Source organism: Cryobacterium sp. TMT1-62 (genome assembly GCF_004403145.1).
GTDB classification, from domain to species: domain Bacteria; phylum Actinomycetota; class Actinomycetes; order Actinomycetales; family Microbacteriaceae; genus Cryobacterium; species Cryobacterium sandaracinum.
The window spans coordinates 67,042-87,653 of the sequence record NZ_SOGZ01000042.1; the positions used below are offsets into that span (position 1 = coordinate 67,042).

Annotated in this window: 16 protein-coding genes; 13 read left to right on the forward strand and 3 right to left on the reverse strand. The window is 68.4% G+C overall.

Features of this window, described 5'->3' with window-relative positions; genetic code table 11:
- Positions 1-9 precede the first annotated feature (9 nt).
- Together E3T34_RS12685 and E3T34_RS12690 are read left to right on the forward strand one after the other, a co-directional pair.
- Complete coding sequence (locus E3T34_RS12685) at positions 10-1,002, forward strand: LLM class F420-dependent oxidoreductase (protein ID WP_134343190.1); 993 nt, start codon at positions 10-12, stop codon at positions 1,000-1,002.
- Positions 1,003-1,080: 78 nt separating this feature from the next.
- Complete coding sequence (locus E3T34_RS12690) at positions 1,081-2,319, forward strand: class I SAM-dependent methyltransferase (RefSeq protein WP_134343191.1); 1,239 nt, start codon at positions 1,081-1,083, stop codon at positions 2,317-2,319.
- Positions 2,320-2,378: 59 nt separating this feature from the next.
- Here E3T34_RS12690 and E3T34_RS12695 read toward each other — a convergent pair whose 3' ends face one another.
- Entirely contained in the window at positions 2,379-2,759 is a 381-nt protein-coding gene (locus E3T34_RS12695) for a DUF1622 domain-containing protein (RefSeq protein ID WP_134343192.1), read from the reverse strand.
- A gap of 427 nt (positions 2,760-3,186) precedes the next feature.
- Here E3T34_RS12695 and E3T34_RS12700 point away from each other — a divergent pair, with 427 nt between their 5' ends.
- The 8 genes from E3T34_RS12700 to E3T34_RS12735 all read left to right on the forward strand — a co-directional run bounded on the left by E3T34_RS12700 (position 3,187) and on the right by E3T34_RS12735 (position 12,650).
- The gene (locus E3T34_RS12700) at positions 3,187-4,584 is read left to right on the forward strand and encodes a DUF6421 family protein (RefSeq protein WP_134343193.1); all 1,398 of its coding nucleotides are present in this window, start codon (positions 3,187-3,189) and stop codon (positions 4,582-4,584) included.
- Positions 4,577-5,248, forward strand: a complete 672-nt coding sequence (locus tag E3T34_RS12705; RefSeq protein WP_241973121.1) for an SDR family NAD(P)-dependent oxidoreductase — start codon at positions 4,577-4,579, stop codon at positions 5,246-5,248. The genes E3T34_RS12700 and E3T34_RS12705 overlap by 8 nt, the downstream gene beginning before the upstream one ends.
- Positions 5,249-5,306: 58 nt before the next feature.
- Positions 5,307-6,191, forward strand: a complete 885-nt coding sequence (locus tag E3T34_RS12710; protein ID WP_104100103.1) for an ABC transporter ATP-binding protein — start codon at positions 5,307-5,309, stop codon at positions 6,189-6,191.
- Between the two features lie 116 nt (positions 6,192-6,307).
- Entirely contained in the window at positions 6,308-7,345 is a 1,038-nt protein-coding gene (locus E3T34_RS12715; RefSeq protein ID WP_134343209.1) for an ABC transporter permease, read from the forward strand.
- A gap of 182 nt (positions 7,346-7,527) precedes the next feature.
- The gene (locus tag E3T34_RS12720) at positions 7,528-8,598 is read left to right on the forward strand and encodes a low specificity L-threonine aldolase (protein WP_233191259.1); all 1,071 of its coding nucleotides are present in this window, start codon (positions 7,528-7,530) and stop codon (positions 8,596-8,598) included.
- Positions 8,595-10,286 carry a long-chain-fatty-acid--CoA ligase gene (locus tag E3T34_RS12725; protein WP_104100045.1) on the forward strand — a complete coding sequence of 564 codons (1,692 nt, stop codon included), beginning with the start codon at positions 8,595-8,597 and terminating at the stop codon, positions 10,284-10,286. Before E3T34_RS12720 ends, E3T34_RS12725 begins: the two co-directional genes overlap by 4 nt.
- Before the next feature lie 143 nt (positions 10,287-10,429).
- Positions 10,430-11,089: a nitroreductase family protein gene (locus E3T34_RS12730; protein WP_370327604.1), complete on the forward strand. Its 660-nt coding sequence runs from the start codon at positions 10,430-10,432 to the stop codon at positions 11,087-11,089.
- A 64-nt stretch (positions 11,090-11,153) separates the two neighbouring features.
- The gene (locus E3T34_RS12735) at positions 11,154-12,650 is read left to right on the forward strand and encodes an NAD(P)/FAD-dependent oxidoreductase (protein WP_134343194.1); all 1,497 of its coding nucleotides are present in this window, start codon (positions 11,154-11,156) and stop codon (positions 12,648-12,650) included.
- On the opposite strand, the gene E3T34_RS12740 is transcribed toward E3T34_RS12735, so the two are convergent.
- Both E3T34_RS12740 and E3T34_RS12745 read right to left on the reverse strand, forming a co-directional pair.
- Entirely contained in the window at positions 12,628-13,674 is a 1,047-nt protein-coding gene (locus E3T34_RS12740; RefSeq protein ID WP_134343195.1) for a zinc-dependent alcohol dehydrogenase family protein, read from the reverse strand. The genes E3T34_RS12735 and E3T34_RS12740 overlap by 23 nt on opposite strands.
- 105 nt (positions 13,675-13,779) lie before the next feature.
- A complete protein-coding gene (locus E3T34_RS12745; protein ID WP_134343196.1) occupies positions 13,780-15,969 on the reverse strand; it encodes an ATP-dependent Clp protease ATP-binding subunit in 2,190 nt (729 codons plus the stop codon).
- Between the two features lie 240 nt (positions 15,970-16,209).
- Between E3T34_RS12745 and E3T34_RS12750 the strand changes: the two genes are divergently transcribed.
- The 3 genes from E3T34_RS12750 to E3T34_RS12760 all read left to right on the forward strand — a co-directional run bounded on the left by E3T34_RS12750 (position 16,210) and on the right by E3T34_RS12760 (position 20,605).
- Positions 16,210-17,640: an aminobutyraldehyde dehydrogenase gene (locus E3T34_RS12750; protein ID WP_104100040.1), complete on the forward strand. Its 1,431-nt coding sequence runs from the start codon at positions 16,210-16,212 to the stop codon at positions 17,638-17,640.
- A 67-nt stretch (positions 17,641-17,707) separates the two neighbouring features.
- Positions 17,708-19,681 (forward strand): primary-amine oxidase, encoded by a 1,974-nt coding sequence (locus tag E3T34_RS12755; protein ID WP_134343197.1) that lies wholly within the window; start codon positions 17,708-17,710, stop codon positions 19,679-19,681.
- A gap of 36 nt (positions 19,682-19,717) precedes the next feature.
- On the forward strand, positions 19,718-20,605 hold the full coding sequence (locus E3T34_RS12760; protein ID WP_241976927.1) for a universal stress protein: 888 nt from the start codon (positions 19,718-19,720) through the stop codon (positions 20,603-20,605).
- Positions 20,606-20,612 lie beyond the last annotated feature (7 nt).

The window sequence follows — 20,612 nt, forward strand, 5'->3', positions numbered from 1 at the left end:
CTCGAAACCATGCGATTCGGACTCTTCATACCTCAGGGCTGGCGTCACGACCTGGTCGACATCGATCCCGTCGAACAGTGGGCGACCATGAGCGGCCTCGCCGCGCACGCCGACGCCGGCGAGTGGGAGTCGATCTGGGTGTACGACCACTTCCACACCGTGCCGGTGCCGAGCGAGGAGGCCACCCACGAAGCCTGGACGCTGATGAGCGCGTTCGCCGCCACCACGACACGGGTGCGCCTCGGCCAGATGTGCACCTGCATCAGCTACCGCAACCCGGCCTACCTCGCGAAGGTCGCCTCGACCATCGACATCATCTCCGGCGGACGCGTCGAGATGGGCATCGGCGCCGGCTGGTACGAGCACGAATGGCGCGCTTACGGCTATGGCTTCCCGCGCGCCGGCGAGCGCCTCGCACGCCTCGACGAGGGCGTGCAGATCATGCGCCAGGCCTGGGCCACCGGCAAGGCCACCCTCGACGGACAGCACTACCAGGTGGACGGCGCCATCGTGCGGCCGCTACCACTGCAGGACGGAGGCATCCCGGTCTGGATCGCCGGCGGCGGCGAGAAGGTCACCCTCAAGATCGCGGCGAAGTACGCGAACTACACGAACTTCGACGGCTCCCCCGAGGGCTTCTCGCACAAGAGCGAGTTGCTCGAGGCGCACTGCATGGCGGAAGGCACCGATTTCGGCGCGATCACCCGCTCGGCGAACTACAATACCGTGATCGCGGCGACGGAGGCCGAGGTCGCCGACCGTCTCGACGCCATCGATGCCCGGGTCACCCCCTACCTCGGTTCGGAGGGCGCGGCGGCATTCATGGCCGAGTACCGAAGCGGTGAGGCGCAGTGCGTCGGCACACCGGAACAGGTCGTCGAGCGCCTGAACGGCATGAAGGCACGCGGCCTCGGCTACGCCATCCACTACTTCCCGGAGGCCGCCTACGACCGCTCGGGTCTGGAACTCTTCGAACGCGAGGTCATGCCCGCGCTGCGTTGATCGGGCCGCACCCCGTGCTCTCCCGCCGGCCCCGGCACGCCCACCCCACCCCACCCCACCCGCGCAAAGATGGAACCCATGACCAGCACGAACACGGCGACCGGGCCCGCCCGCATCACCTGGGCGGAGGCCGGGCGGACCCGGTCGGCCCTCTGGCACTCGGAGAGCGGTTGGGCGCCGCCGGAACGCATCGTCATCGCCGACGACACGATGACCGCGGGTGCCGCCTACCGCCACGCGAAGGCTGGCACCGGCATGCTCTGGCGCGGCGACTTCCTGGGCGCCCGCCAGTTGCTCAGCGCCCTCGCCCGCCGCATCGACCACGGCCGGCACGCGCCCACCACCGACCTGGCCGCCGCTTTCCGGCACTACCGCTCCGAGGCGCTGCGCCGCTCCCGGCTGCTCGGCCTGGTGTTCGTGCCGCTCGACGCCGACTACACCGTTCCGCTCCGCCGCGCGCCCGACGTTCGCCAGGCCTGCACCGAGACCTACGGCCCGGCGACGGATGCCTCGGTCACCGCCCTGCGCGAGCTCCTCGGCGTCATCGGGGCGCACGAGTGGCGCACGACCGGGGTCGACGTGCCCGCGCTCGGCGCCCGCATCCACCCGCACTACGGGGTGTTCTCGCCCGTGCGCGGCGAATACCTCGACCTGGTGAACACGGCCACGCTGCCGGCAGCCTGGGCCGGAGGTTCTGCGGCTGAGGCCGGCTCGATCGCCGGGGCCGCCACCGCGTTCGACATCGGCACGGGCACCGGGGTGCTCGCTGCGGTGCTGGCGCGACGCGGCATCCGTCACGTGGTCGGCACCGACCAGGAGCCACGGGCGCTGACCTGCGCGCGCGCGAACATCGGGCGGCTCGGGCTGGCCGGTGCGGTCGAGATCATCAAGGCCGATCTGTTCCCCGCCGGCCGCGCCGACCTCGTGGTCTGCAACCCGCCGTGGATTCCCGCGTCCGCCGTCACCGCCACCGACTTCGCCGTCTACGACCCCGACAGCCGGATGTTGCGGGGCTTCCTGGCCGGGTTGGCCGACCACCTCCAGGCGGCCGGGGAGGGCTGGCTCGTGCTCTCTGACATCGCCGAGCACCTCGGGTTGCGCTCCCGCGGCGAACTCCTCGACCTGATCGAGGACGCGGGCCTCGAGGTCGTCGCCCGCCTGGACGCCAAACCCGTGCACGGCCGCGCCGCCGACGCGTCCGATCCCCTGCACGCCGCCCGGTCGAAGGAAGTGACGTCGCTCTGGCGGTTGCGGGCCGTCTCTCCGCCGGCCCAGTCGACTGCCGATGCCCCCGACGCGCCTGACGCTATTCGGTGAACCGTCAGGTTTGAAGGGTGCGCGGCGGCGCCCGCCCCTCGAACGTGTCGTTTCGAGCGCTACTTGAGGTTCGGCGTGCCGCCCTTGTTCGCGGCGAGGCGCCAGCGGGACCAGGGCCAGATGCCGTCCATCTCCACCTCAAGCGAGAAGCTGAGCAGCACCCGGATCACCACGATCGCGCCGAGCACCAGCACGCTCTGCGGGGTCGGATCCACCAGGATCGTGCGGATGATATCGGCGATGATCAGCACTTCGAGCCCGAGCAGGATGGCCCGGCCCAGATTGCGGCGCAACTTCTCATAGGCCCGCTGCCGGGTGTCGGCCCGCAGCGCGGTCGGCACCGCAGCGATCAGCGCGGCCGCGCCGCCGAGCACCATGATGGCTGCACCGGCCGCCTCGACGATCCGCACGACCGCCGAGATCACCTCGTCAAAGTTCATCGGCGGCGCTCCTCGCTGCATGGTCGCTGCATGGTCGCCTCGACGATAGCGCAGGCCACCCCCGCGGTCGAGCCATCCGGTGGTCCAGCCTGTCGAGACCCGGGCAGCCGGTTCTCGTGCACCGTCCTCTCGCGCCGCTGAAACCGAAAGCTCCGTGTGCGCCCACAATCACCGCCGGAAGGGCGGCACTCGGCACAATGCGCAATTCTCGGAGAATGACCGGAACAACGCACACTTTCAACCGGAACGGGGGCTTTCGACGACCGGAGGGTCGGAACACGGCGATTCGTTGCGAGATATGGCAAGAAAACGCCCGCACCCTCCCGCTACTCTGGACCGTGGCGCCAAATGGCACCACCGGCACCACCCAGCACTACCACGAACGACCCCGCCGCGACCGCGGCACTTACGAAGAACGGAGGTTCCCATGTCGAATTACGTTGCGCACGATGCACTGGTCGGTGAGCCCGAGGTTCTCGAGGATGCCGTCACCGCCGCCAACCCGGCCACAAGCCCGGCCTGGCTCCGGCTCAAGTCCGCGGCCACCTCGCTTCAGGCCAGCCAGGCGCAGGACGGCTCCATCCCCGTCGCCGCCGACCACGCGGATGCCGCGGCGCACGTCGGCGTGATCGCCGCCGCCATCGACGAGCTCGCCCCGCTGTTCCCGCACGACGCCGCCTACCTCGCGGCCGTGACCCGGGACTTCACCCGCTGGAGCACCGAGGGCTTCGGCGTGCCGGACTTCTTCGACTCCCTGATGGCGTTCCAGCCGCAGCAGCAGCGGGCCGACGGCATCCGTCACCTGGTCGTGTTCCCGATGTACACGCAGAACGGCAGCGCGAACCGCTTTGTCGAGGCCGTACTGATCGAGGTGATCTGGCCGGAATTCATCGACGAGCTCGAGCAGGAGTACACGAACGAGCTGTTCATGCCGATCCGTTTCCTCGATTTCACGCCCGGCTACGACACCAACTCGGCCGTTTTATTCCCCGAGACCGTCGCCATGCGCCAGATCCCCTCCTTCACCTGGGGTGCGATCTTCGCCGACCGCGAAGCTGCCCGGTTCCGCCGGGTCGTGCGCGCGGCCGCCGAGATCACGCGTCTCGAACTGCCTGTCGATGCGGCGGCGCTGCTCGACGACCAGCACCTGACCGAGGAAACCTTCGTCATGTGGGACCTCATCCACGACCGCACGCACATGCGCGGCGACCTCCCATTCGACCCGTTCATGATCAAGCAGCGGATGCCGTTCTTCCTCTACTCCCTGGAGGAACTGCGCTGCGACCTGACCGCGTTCCGCGAATCGGTCACGATCGAACGCGACGAGAACGCCAGCCCGGAAGCACGCCGGCACGCGAAACTCGTGCAGTACGCCGTGATCTTCGACCGGATCTTCCGATTCTCGATCAGCGGCACCCGGGTGCGGAACTACGACGGGCTGGGCGGGCAGCTGCTCTTCGCGTGGATGCACCAGCACCACGTGCTGCACTGGACCGACACCCGGCTCACCTTCGACTGGGAAGCCGTGCCCGACGTGGTCATCGCGCTGGGCAAGCGAATCGACGACCTCTACTGGGCGTCGATCGACCGGCCGAAGAAGGCCCACTGGCTGGCCGCCTACGACATGATCGCGGAGACGCTCACGCCGAACCCGGCGTCGCAGTGGGCTCGCGGTCTGCCGCTGGACGTGCTTGCTGGCGCACCGAAGGGCTACACCGACCTTGTTCTGGACGACGAGTTCCCGCTGTCGATGTTCTTCGAGGCGCTCGACAAGAAGATGAAGCCCGTGATCGAGTCGACGGCCGGGCTCACCGGGCGTGACTGACACCGCAGGCAGGGCCGTCGCTGGTCGCACCGTGCTCATCGCCGGTGCGACCAGCGCGGCCGGCCGCGCCGTGGCCACCGCGCTGACGGATGCCGGCGCGCACGTGATCGCGGTCGGCACCAACGCCGAGCGCCTGCACGGCTTCCGCGCCGAGGTTCCCGGTGCCGCAACCTATGTCTGCGACCTCGGCGACTTCGCCCAGGTCACGGCCCTGGCCGACGCCGTGCACGGCGAGCACGGTCCGATCGACGGCCTGATCCACCTGGTCGGCGGCTGGCGCGGCGGCGGCGGACTGGCCGGCCAGTCCGACGGGGACTGGGATTTCCTGCACGCGCACGTCGTCGCCACGCTGCGCAACACCACCCGCGCGTTCAACGACGACCTGCTGGCCTCGCCGGCCGGGCGCCTGGCGATCGTGTCGTCGGTGTCGGTCGACAAGCCGGCCCCGGGCGGCGCGAACTACGCCGCCGCGAAGGCCGCCGCCGAGACCTGGACCCGCGCGGTCGGTCAGGGCTTCGCGAAAGCAGGCGCGGATGCCGCGGCGGTCATCTTCGTCGTGCGTGCCCTCGCCGGGCTGGAAACCGCACTTGCGACCGCGGTGGTCGGCCTGTGGGACGCGTCGGCGGCATCCGTCAACACTTCTCGCGTGCTTTTGGCCCCCTGAACCCGACGTCGGCACCCCGCGGCGCGCTAGCGTGGAACCAGGCTACAGAGGGGTGGGCATGCTCGACATCAGGACCATAAACAAGCGTTATGGCACCCGGCAGGTGCTGACCGACGTGAGTTTCGGCGTCGAGAGCGGACGCCTGACCGGCTTCGTCGGTGCGAACGGCGCCGGCAAGACAACCACCATGCGGATCATCCTGGGGGTGCTGTCGGCCGACTCCGGCACCGTGCTGCAAGACGGCGTTCCGCTGACCAGCGACGACCGCCGCCGCTTCGGCTACATGCCGGAGGAGCGCGGCCTCTACCCGAAGATGAAGGTGGGCGAGCATCTCGTCTACCTGGCCCGCCTGCACGGGTTGGGCCCGGCATCCGCCCGCCGCAACACCGCCGAGTTGCTCGACCGGCTCGGCCTCGGCGAGCGGGCCGGTGACCTGGTGCAGTCTCTCTCGCTCGGCAACCAGCAGCGCGCCCAGATCGCGGCCGCGCTCGTGCACGACCCGGAGTTCCTCGTGCTCGACGAGCCGTTCTCCGGCCTTGACCCGCTCGCGGTGGAAGTGGTCATGAGCGTGCTCTCCGGCTTCGCCGCCCAGGGCGCGCCGGTGCTGTTCTCCTCGCACCAGCTCGACATCGTCGAGCGCCTCTGCGACGACGTCGTCATCATCGCCGACGGCGAGATCCGGGCCAACGGCCCCCGAGAGCGGCTGCGCGAGCAGCACAGCAGCCCCCGGTTCGAATTGCGCACCGCGGCCGACGCTGAGTGGATCCACACCGTGCCCGGCATCTCCGTGCTCGACCTCTCCGGGGGTGTCGCCGTGTTCGAAGCCGAAACGGATGCCGCCAGCCAGTCCGTTCTGCGCCAGGCCCTCACCCGGGCCCCGGTGACACAGTTCAGCCAGCAGCGGCCCAGCCTCGCCACCATCTTCAAGGAGATCGTGCAGTGAGCACCATCTGGAACGACCGCGCCGGCACGCCACACATCGGACGCCCGCAGGTTCGCCCCCGGTATCCGGCGCCGAGCTTCGCCCGGAGTGTGTGGCTTGTCGCGACCCGCGAGATCATGGCCCGGCTGCGCAGCAAGGCCTTCCTGATCTCAACCGGCATCCTGCTGCTCATCTCGGTCGGTTCCGTCGTCGCCGGCAGCATTGCGAGTCAGAACCTGACCATGCCGAAGGTGGCCGTCGTGGGGTCCGCCGCTCAGGTCGTCGAGCAGACCGAGTCGTTCACGATGGTGAAGGCCGATGACGTCGGCGCTGCCGAGTCCCTGGTGCGGGACGGCACCGTCTCCGCGGCGGTCGTTCCGTCCACCCGGGCGGATGCCCTGCTCGGCGTGCGCGTCATCGCCCTCGACTCCCCGCCGGTGGGTGTGCTCGCGGCCCTGAGCGTCACCCCCGCGGTGAGCCTGCTCGAGCCGACATCGCGGCAGAGCGGTGGCCTCGTCTACCTCGTCTCCCTGGGCTTCGGGCTGGTCTTCTTCATGTCGGCGATCACGTTCGGCTCGACCATCGCGCAGAGCGTCGTCGAGGAGAAGCAGACCCGGGTCGTCGAGATCCTGATGACCACCATCCCGGTGCGCGCCCTGCTCGGCGGCAAGGTGGTGGGCAACAGCATCATGGCCTTCGGGCAGATCGTGGCGATCGGCCTGCTGGTGGCGATCGGCATGGCCACGACCGGCCAGTTCGGGTTGCTGGGCACCGTGGGGCCGTCGATCGTCTGGTTCGCCGTGTTCTTCGCGTTCGGCTTCGTCATGCTTGCGGCGCTGTTCGCCGCGACCGCGTCGATGGTCTCCCGCCAGGAAGACGTGGGCTCGGCCACCTCGCCCGTGCTGTTCCTCGTGATGATTCCCTATTTTCTGGTGATCTTTTTCAACGACAACCCCACCGTGCTCGCCGTCATGTCCTACATCCCGTTCTCGGCCCCGGTCGGCATGCCGATGCGCATCTTCCTCGGCACGGCCGCCTGGTGGGAGCCGCTGCTCTCGCTGGCCATCCTGCTCGCCTCGACGGCCGTGGTCATCCTGCTGGGCTCCCGCATCTACTCGAACTCCCTGCTGCGGATGGGCGCCCGCGTTACGTTGCGCCAGGCCCTGCGCGGCTGACCTGCCGCCCCGCCAGCCCGATCCCGGCCCCGAACCTGAACCCTGCCCCGAACCAATTCGACGGTGATTTTGCTCCCACGGGCCGGTTTCGGCCCGAAATCGCCGTTTCAACGCAAAATCTCCGTCGAATTCGCACACCGAGCGCACAGAAGCGGAGCAGACGGATGCGCGAAGATGGAGGGGTGACTCAACTCCATGACCTTTCTTCGCGCGGGTTCGCATCCGACAACTACTCCGGGGTGCACCCCGAGATTCTCGAGGCGATCGTCGCCGCCAACGGCGCGCACCAGATCGCCTACGGCGAAGACGTCTACACTGCCCGGCTGCAGCAGGTCTTCACCGAACACTTCGGCGCGGGCGTCGAAGCCTTCCCGGTCTTCAACGGCACCGGCGCCAATGTGATCGGACTGCAGTCGATGCTGCCGCGCTGGGGCGCCGTGATCTGCGCATCCACCGCTCATATCAACACGGATGAGGCGGGCGCCCCCGAAAAGGTGGCCGGCATCAAGCTCCTCACCGTCGACACCCCCGACGGCAAACTCACCCCCGCACTGATCGACCAGCAGGCCTGGGGCTGGGGCGACGAACACCGCGCCCAACCGCTCGTGGTGTCGATCACCCAGACCACCGAGCTCGGCACCGCGTACACGGTCGACGAGGTGCGGGCCATCGCCGACCACGCACACGCCCACGGCATGAAGCTACACATGGACGGCGCCCGCCTGTCCAACGCCGCCACCTCGCTGGGCCTGCCGTTCCGCACCTTCACCCGTGACGCCGGCGTCGACGTGCTCAGCTTCGGCGGCACCAAGAACGGCATGATGTACGGCGAGTGCGTCGTGGTCTTGAACCCTGAGGCATCCGCGGGCCTGCTCTACCTGCGCAAACTGAACATGCAGCTGGCCTCGAAGATGCGCTTCATCTCGGCCCAGCTGATCGCGCTGCTCGGCGGCGACCTCTGGCAGCGAAACGCCGGCCACGCCAACGCCATGGCCACACGGATGCGCCACGCCCTCGAGACCGGTATCGCCGCCGGCGAGATCGAGGGCTTGTCCTTCACCCAGAACACTCAGGCCAACGCGATCTTCGCGATCCTGCCCCCCGGCGTGGCCGATCGCCTGCGCGGGCACTTCCGGTTCTACGATTGGGACCCCGCGACCAACGAGGTGCGCTGGATGTGCGGCTTCGACACCGAGGAGGCCGACATCGACGCATTCGTCGCGGCCCTGATCAGAGAACTGGCCGCCCGATGAACGTCTTCGAGAATAAACCCTGGCTCGGCTCCTACGCCCCCGGCGTTCCGAGTACCATCCAGGAACCGACCGACACGCTCTCCGACATGATCGAGACCTCGGCGCGCCGGTTCGGCCCCAGCGTGGCCCTCGACTTCTTCGGCGCCACCACCACCTACGCCGAGCTCGGCGAGCAGATCTCTCGGGCTGCAAACGGCCTCCTGCGCCTCGGCGTCAAACCCGGCGACCGGGTGGCCCTTGTGCTGCCGAACTGCCCTCAGCACGTGGTGGCTTTCTACGCCGTGCTACGCCTGGGCGCGATCGTCGTCGAGCACAACCCGCTCTACACCGAACGTGAACTCCGACACCAGTTTGAAGACCACGGCGCCCGCGTCGCCATCGTTTGGGACAAGATCTACCAGACCGTCACCGATTTCCCCGCCGACCTGGGCCTGCGCACCGTGATCGCGGTGAACCTGACGGAAGCGATGCCGCTCGCCAAGCGGCTCCTGCTCAAGCTGCCGATCGCTAAAGCCCGCGAGTCGCGAGACGCCCTGACCTCGGGCCCGCTGGGCAAGGATGCCTTCAGCTGGTCCGGCATCGTCGGCTCACGCAAGCTGCGCCCCGGCCACCCGCGCCCGAAGGTCACCGACACCGCCGCGCTCCAATACACCAGCGGCACCACCGGCACCCCGAAGGGTGCCATCCTCAGCCACTTCAACCTGCGCTCGAACGCCCTGCAGGGCGAGGCCTGGGTGCAGGGGCTGCGCCCTGGCGAGGAGGTCTTCTACGCGGTCCTGCCCATGTTCCACGCCTACGGCCTGACCCTCTGTCTGACGTTCGCGATGGCCACCGGCGCCCGGCTCGTGCTGTTCCCCAAGTTCGACGAGGGACTGCTGCTCGATGCGGCCCGGCGCACCCCACCCACATTCATGCCGGCCGTCCCGCCGATCTACGACCGGCTCGTGAAGGCCGCGACGGCGAAGAATGTAAGCCTGCGCAGCATCCGTTACGCCATCTCGGGCGCGATGAGCCTGCCGGTGTCGATCGTGGAACGCTGGGAGGCCGCCACCGGCGGGCTGTTGGTCGAGGGCTACGGCATGACCGAGGCCTCGCCGATCGCCGTCGGCAACCCGATGGGCCCGAGCCGGCGCCCCGGCACGGTGGGCGTGCCGTTCCCGAGCACCGAGATCCGCGTGGTGGACCCGGACGACCCGACCGTGAACCGCGGGATCGAAGAGGAAGGTGAGCTACTCATCCGTGGCCCACAGGTCTCTTCCGGCTACTGGGACCAGCCGACCGAGACCGCCAAGACGCTTCTCGACGGAGGCTGGCTGCGCACCGGCGACATCGTCCGCGTCTCCTCCGACGGCTTCGTCACGGTCGTCGACCGTATCAAAGAACTCATCATCACCGGCGGCTTCAATGTGGCGCCCTCCGAGGTCGAGGCCGCTCTTTTGTCGCATCCGGATGTCGCCGACGCCGCCGTCGTCGGGCTGCCGAGCGCGAACGGCGGCGAAGACGTCGCCGCCGCCGTCGTGTTGGCGGCGGGGGCCACCCTCGACGTCGACGCCATCCGCACGTATTGCCGCACCCGGCTCTCCGCCTACAAGGTGCCCCGCACCGTCGTGGAGGTCGACGAGCTGCCCCGGTCGCTGATCGGCAAGGTGCTGCGCCGCGAGGTGCGAGCCGGCTTGATTAAGGAGTAGCCGCGAGAGCGGGTAGAGCGTCGGTTTCGACGCCGCATTCCGACGCCTACCCGCTCGTGAGATGCTTCGGCGATGCGTATACCGCAAGGCAGGTCGTAGCGGAACAGTGTGCCGCCGCCCGCGTTGGAGTGGATGGGTCAGCGTTGCCCCGCCATCCCAGCCAGACTCCGGCGAAAGATGGGCCTACGAACCTCATCACCAACACCCTCAGCCGCGCCGCCCACACGGCGTCGCCCCTCCTCCCCGTGCTCGCCGGGCGCTGGAGCCCCCGCGGCTTCTACCCGACGGCCCTCGTCGACGAAGCCACTCTGACCACCGTGCTCGAGGCCGCCCGTTGGGCTCCCTCGGCCAGCAATATGCAGCCGACCCGCTTCATCGTCGCCCGCCGCGGCTCGGACAGCTTCGCGAAGATCCATGAGACGCTGATGGGCTTCAACAAGGCGGGGGCGAATGCCGCCTCCGTGCTGATCGTCAACGTCGCCACCCTGCCGATCGACGTGACCCGCGAGAACCCGTGGGCCCGCTACGACCTGGGTCAGGCCGTCGCCCATCTGACGATCCAGGCCCAGCACGAGGGACTGCACACCCACCAGCTCGGCGGCTTCGACGGCACCGCCCTCGGCGTGCTCGGCGACGTCTCCCTGCTCTCCCCCGAGCTGCTCGAACGCGAGTCCGCCCCGCGCACCCGCAAGCCTCTCGTCGAGCTTCTCCTGGTCAACGACTGGTCAACGACTAGTCAACGACCAGCAGCAAGAGCCCGCCCCGACACAGTAACTCCACAGCCCCGTCAGGTACAAACATGATTCGACTATTTTTCCCGGCAACGCGCCCGGCTGCTCCCAGCAGTGAACACCGGTGGAGACCACGATGACCGAACACACCCCAAATCACTTTGATGTCGTCATCATCGGCGCGGGGCCGGCGGGAACGGCCGCGGCGCTCCGTGCCGCCGAACTGGAAGCCCGGGTCGCCGTGGCGGAGGCCGACCAGCTCGGCGGGACCTGCGTGAACACGGGGTGCGTGCCGACGCGGGTGCTCGCCAAGGCGGCGCGCCTGATGCGCGAGGTGCGCGCGGCAGATACCTACGGGATCGTAGTCAACGGCCCCGTCATCGACTGGGCCACCATGGGAGACCGGGTGCAGTCGCGGGTGAACAAGGTGCGCTCGATCAAGAGCGAGGCCGAGAGGTTCGCGGCCGCCGGAATCGAACTGGTTCTGGAAGGTCGGGCGCGATTCATCGACCCGCATTCCGTGGTCCTGGACACCGGCCGCATCCTCACCGCCGCCACGTTCCTGGTCTGCGTCGGCGGGCATTCTCGGCGACTCGCCGTGCCGGGGGCGCACTTGGCGACGGTCCCGGAAGACATTCTGAAGCTGCCGTCGCTGCCCCGACGGGTAGCCGTGATCGGCGCCGGAAACACCGGCGCCCAGTTGGTCACGGTGTTCAGCTCCTTCGGCTCCGACGTGACCGTGCTCGATGTGGCACCGCGCATCCTGATGGCGTCGGATTCCGACATCTCCGCCACGGTCTCGGCGGCGTTCCGCGAGCAGGGCGTGGCCGTGCACACGGGCATTGAAGCGGTGACGGCGATCGAGCCGGACGCCGACGGAATCCTCACCCTGTCCTGGCGCGAAAAAGGAACGGAACAGTCTTTCGCCTTCGACGCCGTCATTATGTCCACCGGTTGGCCGGCGGATGTCGACGACCTCGGGCTCGACCGGGCTGGCATCACCATCGAACGTTCCGCCATCCCGGTGGACCAGTACTTCCGGAGTGTCGTGCCCCATATTTTCGCGGTCGGCGACGCGAACGGCCGGGACATGCTCGTACAGGCGGCCCAATTCGAGGGCGAGGCCGCGGCCGAGAACGCGGTGCTGGGCGCCAATCGCAGAACGCCGCACCACCTGCTCCCGGCCGGCGGTTTCACCGACCCCGACTACGCGGGCGTGGGCTTCACCGAGGAGGAGGCCAGGGCTCGCGACCCGCACTGCGTCGTCGCGACAGTGCCCTACGCCGAACTCGACCGCGCTGTGATCGACGGCCGGGAACCCGGCTTCCTCAAGCTGATCGCCGACCGGCGGCGGGAGCTGATCCTCGGCGCCCATGCCACCGGGGAGAACGCGGTCGAAGTGATCCAATCCGTGACGACGGCGATGGCCGCCGGCGTCGACGTCGCCACTCTGGCCCGGGTGCGCTTCGCCTACCCCACCTACAGTGCCGTCATCGGCCTCACGGCCCGTCGACTACTGCTGGAAGCGCCGAAGCCGGCCGCGGTGACCCTGCCCGTCGCGGTGATCGAGCCCGTCGAGATCCCCCTCCCGACACGTGTGATCTCCGTGCCTACGGGAGCAGCATCACCTTGATGGCGCGGCGCTCGTCCATGGCGGCGTAGGCCTCGGCAACCTCGGCCAGCGGCAGCTGCAGGTCGAACACGCGGCCGGGGTTGATGGCACCCGAGAGCACCTCCGGCAGCAACTCTTCGACGTAGCCGCGAACGGATGCGACGCCGCCGTTCAGGCCCACGTTCCGCCCGAACAGCGGGCTAACCTCGATCGGTCCGCCGGTGGGCACGCCCACGTAGCCGACCATTCCGCCGGGACGGGCCGACGCGATGGCCTGCTCCATCGACTCCTTGGTGCCGACGCACTCGAGCACGCAGTCCGCGCCGATGCCGTCGAACAGCTCACGGATGCGGGCCACGCCGGCCTCGCCGCGCTCCTCGACGAGCTCGGTCGCGCCGAACTCGCGGGCCACGATCTGCCGTTCGGGGTGACGCGACATGGCCACGATCCGGGAGGCCCCGAGCCGCTTGGCCGCGATGATGGCGCAGAGGCCGACCGCGCCGTCGCCGACGACGACGACCGTGCTGCCCGCGGTCACACCGGCGGAGACCGCGGCGTGGTGGCCGGTGCCCATGACGTCGGCGAGGGTCAGGAGACCGGGAACCTGGGCATCGGTGGGCAGGGTCGGCGTCGCAACGAGCGACCCGTCGGCGTGCGGCACGCGCACTTTCTCGCCCTGGGCGCCGTCGGCGAAGCCGCCGAGCTGGTCGTCCGAGCCCCACCAGCCGCCGTTCAGGCAGGAGGTGCTGGTGCCGTTCTGGCAGTTGATGCACGTGTTATCGCAGTCGTAGAACGGCGCGATGACGAAGTCGCCGACCTTGACCCGGCTGACGTCGGCGCCGATTTCCTCGACGATGCCGACGAACTCGTGGCCGATTCGTTTCGGCTCCTCGGTGGGATGGATGCCGCGGTAGGGCCAGAGATCTGAGCCGCAGACGCAGGCTGCGACGACGCGCACGATGGCGTCACCGCCGGTGGAGAGAATCGGATCGGATACTTCTTCGAGGCGGATGTCCCGTTCCCCGTAAATCACTGTTGCACGCATGCTTCGACCCTATGCCAGCCCCCCTGACCGTCACCGGGGCAGGGGGCCCGTTCCGTCGTATTCCCGCCGAATTCCGCTAAACGCGAAATCCGGCGACGGATAGAACTACAGCAGCGCGTCGTCGTCGAGGTCGGCCGGGTCCACGACCAGCAACGGGGCGGATGCGACGCTGAGCGATTCCCCGTCCGGCGCCAGGTCCACCCGCACCGTCTCGCCGTCCCGCACGGCGCCCGACAGGATCGCGGTCGCCAACCTGTCGTCGATCTCGGTCTGCATCAACCGCCGCAGCGGGCGCGCACCGTAGATCGGGTCATAGCCGCGTTCCGCCAGCCAGGTGCGGGCATCCGGGGTCACGCCCAGCTCGAGCCGCCGCTCGATCAGCCGCTTTTCCAACCGGTCAACGAGCAGCCCGACGATCTGGCCGAGGTCCTCCATGGACAGCGATTCGAACACGACGATGTCGTCGAGACGGTTGACGAACTCGGGCTTGAACGTCTTGCGCACGAGTGCCTGCACGGCCGCCTCCTTCTCGTCCCGGCTGAGCACCGGGTCGATCAGGAACGCCGACCCGAGGTTCGAGGTCAGCACCAGGATCGTGTTGCGGAAGTCCACGGTGCGGCCCTGGCCATCCGTGAGCCGGCCGTCGTCGAGCACCTGCAGCAAGACATCGAAGACCTCCGGATGCGCCTTCTCCACCTCGTCGAACAAAATCACCGAATACGGGCGGCGGCGCACGGCCTCGGTCAGCTGCCCGCCCTGCTCGTAGCCGATATAGCCGGGAGGAGCCCCGACCAGACGGGACACGGAAAACTTTTCCCCGTACTCGCTCATGTCGATGCGCACCATCGCCTTTTCGTCGTCGAAGAGGAACTCGGCGAGCGCCTTCGCCAGCTCCGTCTTGCCCACGCCGGTCGGCCCGAGGAAGAGGAACGAACCGGTCGGCCGGTCCGGGTCGGAGATGCCGGCCCGGCTGCGGCGCACGGCGTCGGCGACCGCGCGCACGGCCTGCTTCTGCCCGACCAAGCGGTGCCCGAGCTCACCCTCGAGGTTCAGCAGCTTCTCCGTCTCGCCCTGCAGCAGCCGCCCTACCGGGATGCCGGTCCACATCGCGACCACGGCGGCGATGTCCTCCGCGGTGACCTGGTCACCGACCATCCGCGGCCCATCCTGCTCGGTCTGCTCCGCTTCGGCGAGTTCCCGTTCGATCACCGGGATGTCGCCGTAGAGCAGCCTGGACGCCTTCTCCAGGTTGCCCTCGCGCTCGGCCACCTCGGCCTGGCTGCGGGTGCTCACCAAGCGCTTCCTCAGATCGCCGATCCGGTTGAGCGAGGAACGCTCCTTGTCCCAGCGGTCCTGCAGTTCAGCAAGGGCCACCGTGTATTCGGCAAGGTCAGCACGCAACTTCCCCAGGCGAGCCTTAGAGGCGTCGTCCTTCTCTTTTTTCAGCGCGAGCTCTTCCAACTCCAGCCTCTGCACCCTGCGACGCAGTTCGTCGATTTCCACGGGAGCGGAGTCGATCTCCATCCGCAGCCGGCTGGCCGCCTCGTCGATCAGGTCGATGGCCTTGTCCGGCAGCTGGCGGGCGGTGATGTACCGGTTGGAGAGGGAGACCGCGGCCACCAGCGCCGAGTCCGCGATCGACACCTTATGGTGGGCCTCGTAGCGCTCCTTGAGCCCGCGCAGGATGGCCACAGTGTCTTCCGCACTGGGCTCGTCGACCAGCACCGGTTGGAACCGGCGCTCGAGGGCGGCATCCTTCTCGATGAATTCGCGGTACTCGTTGAGCGTGGTCGCACCGATCAGGCGCAACTCGCCGCGGGCGAGCATGGGCTTGAGCATGTTGGAGGCCGCCACGGACCCTTCGCCGCCGCCGGCACCCATCAGGGTGTGCAGCTCGTCGACGAAGGTAATGATCTGCCCCTGCGCGTCGTTGATTTCCTTGAGCACGGCCTTGAGCCGCTCCTCGAACTCGCCGCGATACTTGGCCCCCGCCACCAGGGCCGCCAGGTCGAGGGAGACCAGCTGCTTGCCCTTGAGGGAGTCGGCCACATCGCCGGCCACGATGCGCTGGGCCAGTCCCTCCACAACGGCGGTCTTGCCCACGCCGGGTTCACCGATCAGCACCGGGTTGTTCTTGGTGCGGCGGGTGAGTACCTGACTGACCCGCCGAATCTCCGCGTCCCGCCCGATCACCGGGTCAAGCTTGCCGGTCCGGGCGATCTCGGTGAGGTTGACACCGTACTGCTCCAACGCCGTCTTCGCTTCTTCCTGGGGCGGTTGCTGACCTGCTTGCATCGGAAGATCCTCTCTCGGGCCGGCCGCTCTCGTCGCAGGTCGGCAAAAAGCTGAGCCTGTTGGACTCAAGTTTAGGGGACATCGAGAAAACGCGCCAGCGGTCCGGAGACAACTCGGCGGTGCTACGGCGGCAGCCCCATCACGACCCAGTTTTCGTCCGGGTATCCGAATTCCTCTGTCGGATGCCATACTTACCGAACAAAAGACCCGTTTCTACACTCAGCGCAGAGGATCAGGCCCGTGGCCACCCCCACCCTTAAAAACTTCATCAACGGCCGCTTTGTCACTCCCTCCGGCACCGAGCTGCTCGACATCGTCGATCCCACAACGGGACGCCGGGTTGCCCGGGCCCCGGTCTCCACCGCGGCCGACGTCGACGACGCGATGACCGCCGCGAAGACCGCCTTCCGCACCTGGGGCCGCACCACTCCCGCCGAGCGGCAGCGCGCGCTGCTGCGCCTCGCCGACGCGATCGATGCCGAGAGCGACGCCATCGTGGAGGCCCAGCACCGCAACACGGGCCAACCTCGCGCCACGATCGCCGTTGACGAGGTCGCGGCCGGCGCCGATCAGCTGCGCTTCTTCGCCGGTGCCGCCCGACTGCTCGAGGGCAAGTCCGCCGGTGAATATCTGCCCGGCATGACCTCCTGGGTACGCCGCGAACCGATCGGCGTGGTCGGGCAGGTCACCCCGTGGAACTTCCCCTTCCTGATGGCCATCTGGAAGATCGGCCCCGCGCTGGCGGCCGGCAACACCCTCGTGCTCAAGCCCAGCGACACCACCCCGGAGTCGACCCTCGAACTCGCCCGGATCAGCCAGGGCATCCTCCCCGACGGCGTGATGAACATCGTGCTCGGCAACGGCGGCACCGGGGCCGCGATCGTCGAGCATCCGGTACCCGGCCTGGTCTCGATCACTGGCAGCGTGCGGGCCGGTATGGCCGTCGCCGCCGGCGCCGCGAAGACGCTCAAGCGGGCCCATCTCGAGCTCGGCGGCAAGGCGCCGGCCCTGGTCTTCGCCGGCGTCGACGTCAGCGTGACCGCCGCCGCCATCGCCGACTTCTCCTTCTATAACGCCGGGCAGGACTGCACGGCCATCACGCGAGTGCTCGTGCACGAGTCCATCCATGACGAGTTCGTCGACGCACTCGTCGCCGAGGCCCGCAGCCGCACTACCGGGTCGGCCGACGACGCCGACAACTACTTCGGGCCGCTCAACAACGTCAACCATTTCGGCGACGTCTCGCGCAAGGTCGCGGCCCTGCCCGACCACGCTGTCATTGCCACCGGCGGACACCAGGTCGGCACCGAGGGCTTCTTTTTCGAGCCCACAGTCGTCACTCAGGTGCGCCAAACGGATGCGATCGTGCAGGAGGAAACGTTCGGCCCGGTGATCACGGTGCAGCCCTTCACGTCGGAGGAGCACGCGGTCACGCTCGCGAACGATGTCAACTACGCGCTCGCCTCCAGCGTGTGGACCCTCGACCACGCCACGGCCATGCGGGTCTCCCGCGACCTCGACTTCGGCGCGGTGTGGATCAACACCCATCTCCTGCTGACCGCCGAGATGCCACACGGCGGTTTCAAGCAGTCCGGATACGGCAAAGACCTGTCGATGTACGGCGTCGAGGACTACACCCGGATCAAGCACGTGATGAGCGCGCTGGAATAAACACGGGTCTCGACAGGCTCGACCACCGCCAGGCTCGACCACCGCCAACGAGAACAGAGGCCCCTCGATGACTTTCCACCCGCTCGACCCGCTCTCCGCCGCTGAGTTCACCTCCGCCGTCGCCATCCTCGCCCGCGAGCGCGGCGTCGCCGACGGGTGGCGGTTCACCTCGATCGAGCTGGTCGAGCCGCCCCGGAGCGCCGTCGCCGAGTTCACAGCTACCAGCGCGGTTCCCGACCGACGCGCACGGCTGGTTGTGCTCCACCGCGCCGAGAACACCACCTGGGTGGGCGTCGTCTCGCTCACGACCGACGCCCTGCTCGAGTGGGAAACGGTGCCGGGGATGCAGGCGAACTTCACCGTCGACGAGTGGGAGGAAGCCGACGCCGCCCTTCGCGCCCACCCCGATGTGATCGCCACTCTCGCCCGCCGGGGCATCACCGACCTCGACCTGGTCTTCATCGACACCTGGACCTACGGCGACGCGGTAATCCCCGACCGGTATCGCGGCCGCCGCCTGGGCTGGTCAGACGTCTGGGTCCGGGCGTCCACCGACGCCAACCCCTATGCGGGACCGGTCAGCGGCCTGCACTTCGTGCTCGACGTCAACACCATGGAACTGCTCGAGGTGGAGGACTCGTTCACGGTCGAACCGCCGGCGGGAATGGGCGAATACGTGCCGCACCTGGTGCCCCGGCGCATCCGGGATCGAAGCCCGCGCCCGCCGCTCACCCCGCTCGACATCGGGCAGCCCGACGGCCCGAGCTTCACGCTCGACGGCAACCTGATCGAGTGGCAGAACTGGTCGCTCCGGGTGGGCTTCAACTACCGCGAGGGCATGACCCTGCATACCGTGGGCTACCGGGACGGCGGCCGGGTGCGGCCCATCGCCAACCGGTTGTCGTTCGCGGAGATGGTCGTGCCCTACCGCGACCCCAGCGTCGACCATTTCCGTCGCACCGCCTTCGACATCGGCGAGTGGGGCCTCGGCTTCATGACCACCTCGCTCGAGCTCGGCTGCGACTGCCTCGGCGAAATCCGCTACCTCGATGCCGTGCTGCACAACAGCAAGGGCGAGCCGTACAGCATCCCGAACGCGTTCTGCATCCACGAGGAAGACAACGCGGTGCTCTGGAAGCACGTCGACCACAACGGCAGTGCCGAGGTGCGCCGGATGCGCCGGCTCGTCGTGTCCTTCCACGTCACGGTAGCGAACTACGAGTACCTCGTCTATTGGCGCTTCTACCAGGACGGCAACATGGAATGCGAGGTGCGCGCCACCGGGATCATGGTGGTGACGCACCTCGACGAGGGCCAGCCGCATCCCAACGGAACCCTGGTCGACACGCGCACCTACGCGCCGTTCCACCAGCACTTCATCGTGGCCCGGATGGACCTCGACGTCGACGGCCGCGAGAACACGGTGTTCCGCACCGAGACGCAGGCCGAGCCGATCAGCGCCGCAAACCCGCTCGGCCTCGCGATCACCCAGCTGAACACCCCGATCGAGACCGAGGGGTTCGACGACTACAACTGGGACACCCAACGGGCCTGGAAGGTCGTGAACGAGAACTCGCTCAACGGCCTCGGCACCCCCGTGTCCTACAAGCTGGTGCCCGGCGGAGCCATCCCGTCCTTCTTCGACCAGGCGGCGCCTGCCCTCCAACGCGCCCAGGTGATCGGGCACACGGTCTGGGTCACCCCGAACGACGAGTCCGAACGCTGGCCGTGCGGCGAGTTCGTCAACCAGAGCGCGGTCGACCACGGCCTGCCCGAGTGGATCCAGGCTCGCCGGCCGGTGCGGAACGCCGATATCGTGCTCTGGTACGTCTTCGGTATCCACCACATCACCCGACCGGAAGAGTGGCCGATCATGCCGGTCGACACCGTGTCGTTCTGGCTCAAGCCGGTCGGCTTCTTCGACCGCAATCCGTCGCTCGACGTGGAACGCAGCCCGGCGCACTGTGCGCCGGGCGAGCACGCCGAGCATGACCATGAACATGACCAGCCCGCCCATAATCCACAGCACTATGACCACTGAGTGCGACACCCGTCGCGAACCGAGGGAGAAACCAGCGTGACCCGAGTAGCCAACTACGTCATCGCATACGAAGCGACCGAACGGGGCAATGACACCGTCGAGCTGGGTGTCGCGCTGGCGCGCCTGACCCGCTCCGAGCTGCGTCTGTGTCTTGTGCTTCCGCATCATTCATCCACCGTCCCGGCCCGGGTCGGTGCTTCCACCTCCCCCGACTACCAGGCTCTGCTCGAGGAGCAGGCCCTCGAATGGCTGGAACAGGGCAAGGCCCTGGTTCCCGATGACGTGGTCGCCTCCACGCATCTCTTCTACGCCGACTCCACCACGGAAGGGCTGCTCCAGGCCGCTCGCGCGTTCGACTCGGACCGCATCGTCGTCGGGGCCTCACGCCGCGGCCTGATGAACCGATTCACGATCGGCAGCGTGGCCAACGCGCTCCTGCACGCCTCGCCGGCGCCCGTCGCCCTCGCGCCCCGCGGCTACAAGGCTCCCGCACAGCTGACCCGGATCACCTGCGCCATCGGCACCCGGCCGGGCTGGAAGACGCTGCTCGACTCACTGGTGGCCTTCTCGGCGGACCTCACGGTCGACCTGCGTTTCGTCACGCTCGTGGAGGTCGACGCCGGTCGTCGGCACCCGGTCGACGAGAGCGAGAGCCAGGCCCACCTCGACGGCGTCCTGGAGTACTTCCAGAGTCGGTCGAAGGCGCGCGGCACCATCACCACCGAGGTCGCGTCCGGGCACACCGTCGAGGCCGCCGTCGAGGCCCTCGACTGGCAGCCGTTCGAAATCGCCTTCGTCGGCTCCAGCCGGCTGGCTCAGCCCACCACGATTTTCCTCGGCATCACCGCGCACCGCATGCTGCACGCGCTCCCCGTTCCCCTCATCGTGGTCCCCACCGGCACTGACGCCCGTAAGCCGCACTGACCCTAAG

What these genes read in the sequence shown, in the direction of transcription:
- E3T34_RS12725 (WP_104100045.1), top strand. Translation starts at nt 8,595, where the DNA reads ATGAACGTCTTCGAGAATAAACCCTGGCTCGGCTCCTACGCCCCCGGC.
- E3T34_RS12690 (WP_134343191.1), top strand. Translation starts at nt 1,081, where the DNA reads ATGACCAGCACGAACACGGCGACCGGGCCCGCCCGCATCACCTGGGCG.
- E3T34_RS12735 (WP_134343194.1), top strand. Translation starts at nt 11,154, where the DNA reads ATGACCGAACACACCCCAAATCACTTTGATGTCGTCATCATCGGCGCG.
- E3T34_RS12700 (WP_134343193.1), top strand. Translation starts at nt 3,187, where the DNA reads ATGTCGAATTACGTTGCGCACGATGCACTGGTCGGTGAGCCCGAGGTT.
- E3T34_RS12715 (WP_134343209.1), top strand. Translation starts at nt 6,308, where the DNA reads ATGGCCCGGCTGCGCAGCAAGGCCTTCCTGATCTCAACCGGCATCCTG.
- E3T34_RS12710 (WP_104100103.1), top strand. Translation starts at nt 5,307, where the DNA reads ATGCTCGACATCAGGACCATAAACAAGCGTTATGGCACCCGGCAGGTG.
- E3T34_RS12745 (WP_134343196.1), bottom strand. Translation starts at nt 15,969, where the DNA reads ATGCAAGCAGGTCAGCAACCGCCCCAGGAAGAAGCGAAGACGGCGTTG.
- E3T34_RS12755 (WP_134343197.1), top strand. Translation starts at nt 17,708, where the DNA reads ATGACTTTCCACCCGCTCGACCCGCTCTCCGCCGCTGAGTTCACCTCC.
- E3T34_RS12685 (WP_134343190.1), top strand. Translation starts at nt 10, where the DNA reads ATGCGATTCGGACTCTTCATACCTCAGGGCTGGCGTCACGACCTGGTC.
- E3T34_RS12695 (WP_134343192.1), bottom strand. Translation starts at nt 2,759, where the DNA reads ATGAACTTTGACGAGGTGATCTCGGCGGTCGTGCGGATCGTCGAGGCG.
- E3T34_RS12740 (WP_134343195.1), bottom strand. Translation starts at nt 13,674, where the DNA reads ATGCGTGCAACAGTGATTTACGGGGAACGGGACATCCGCCTCGAAGAA.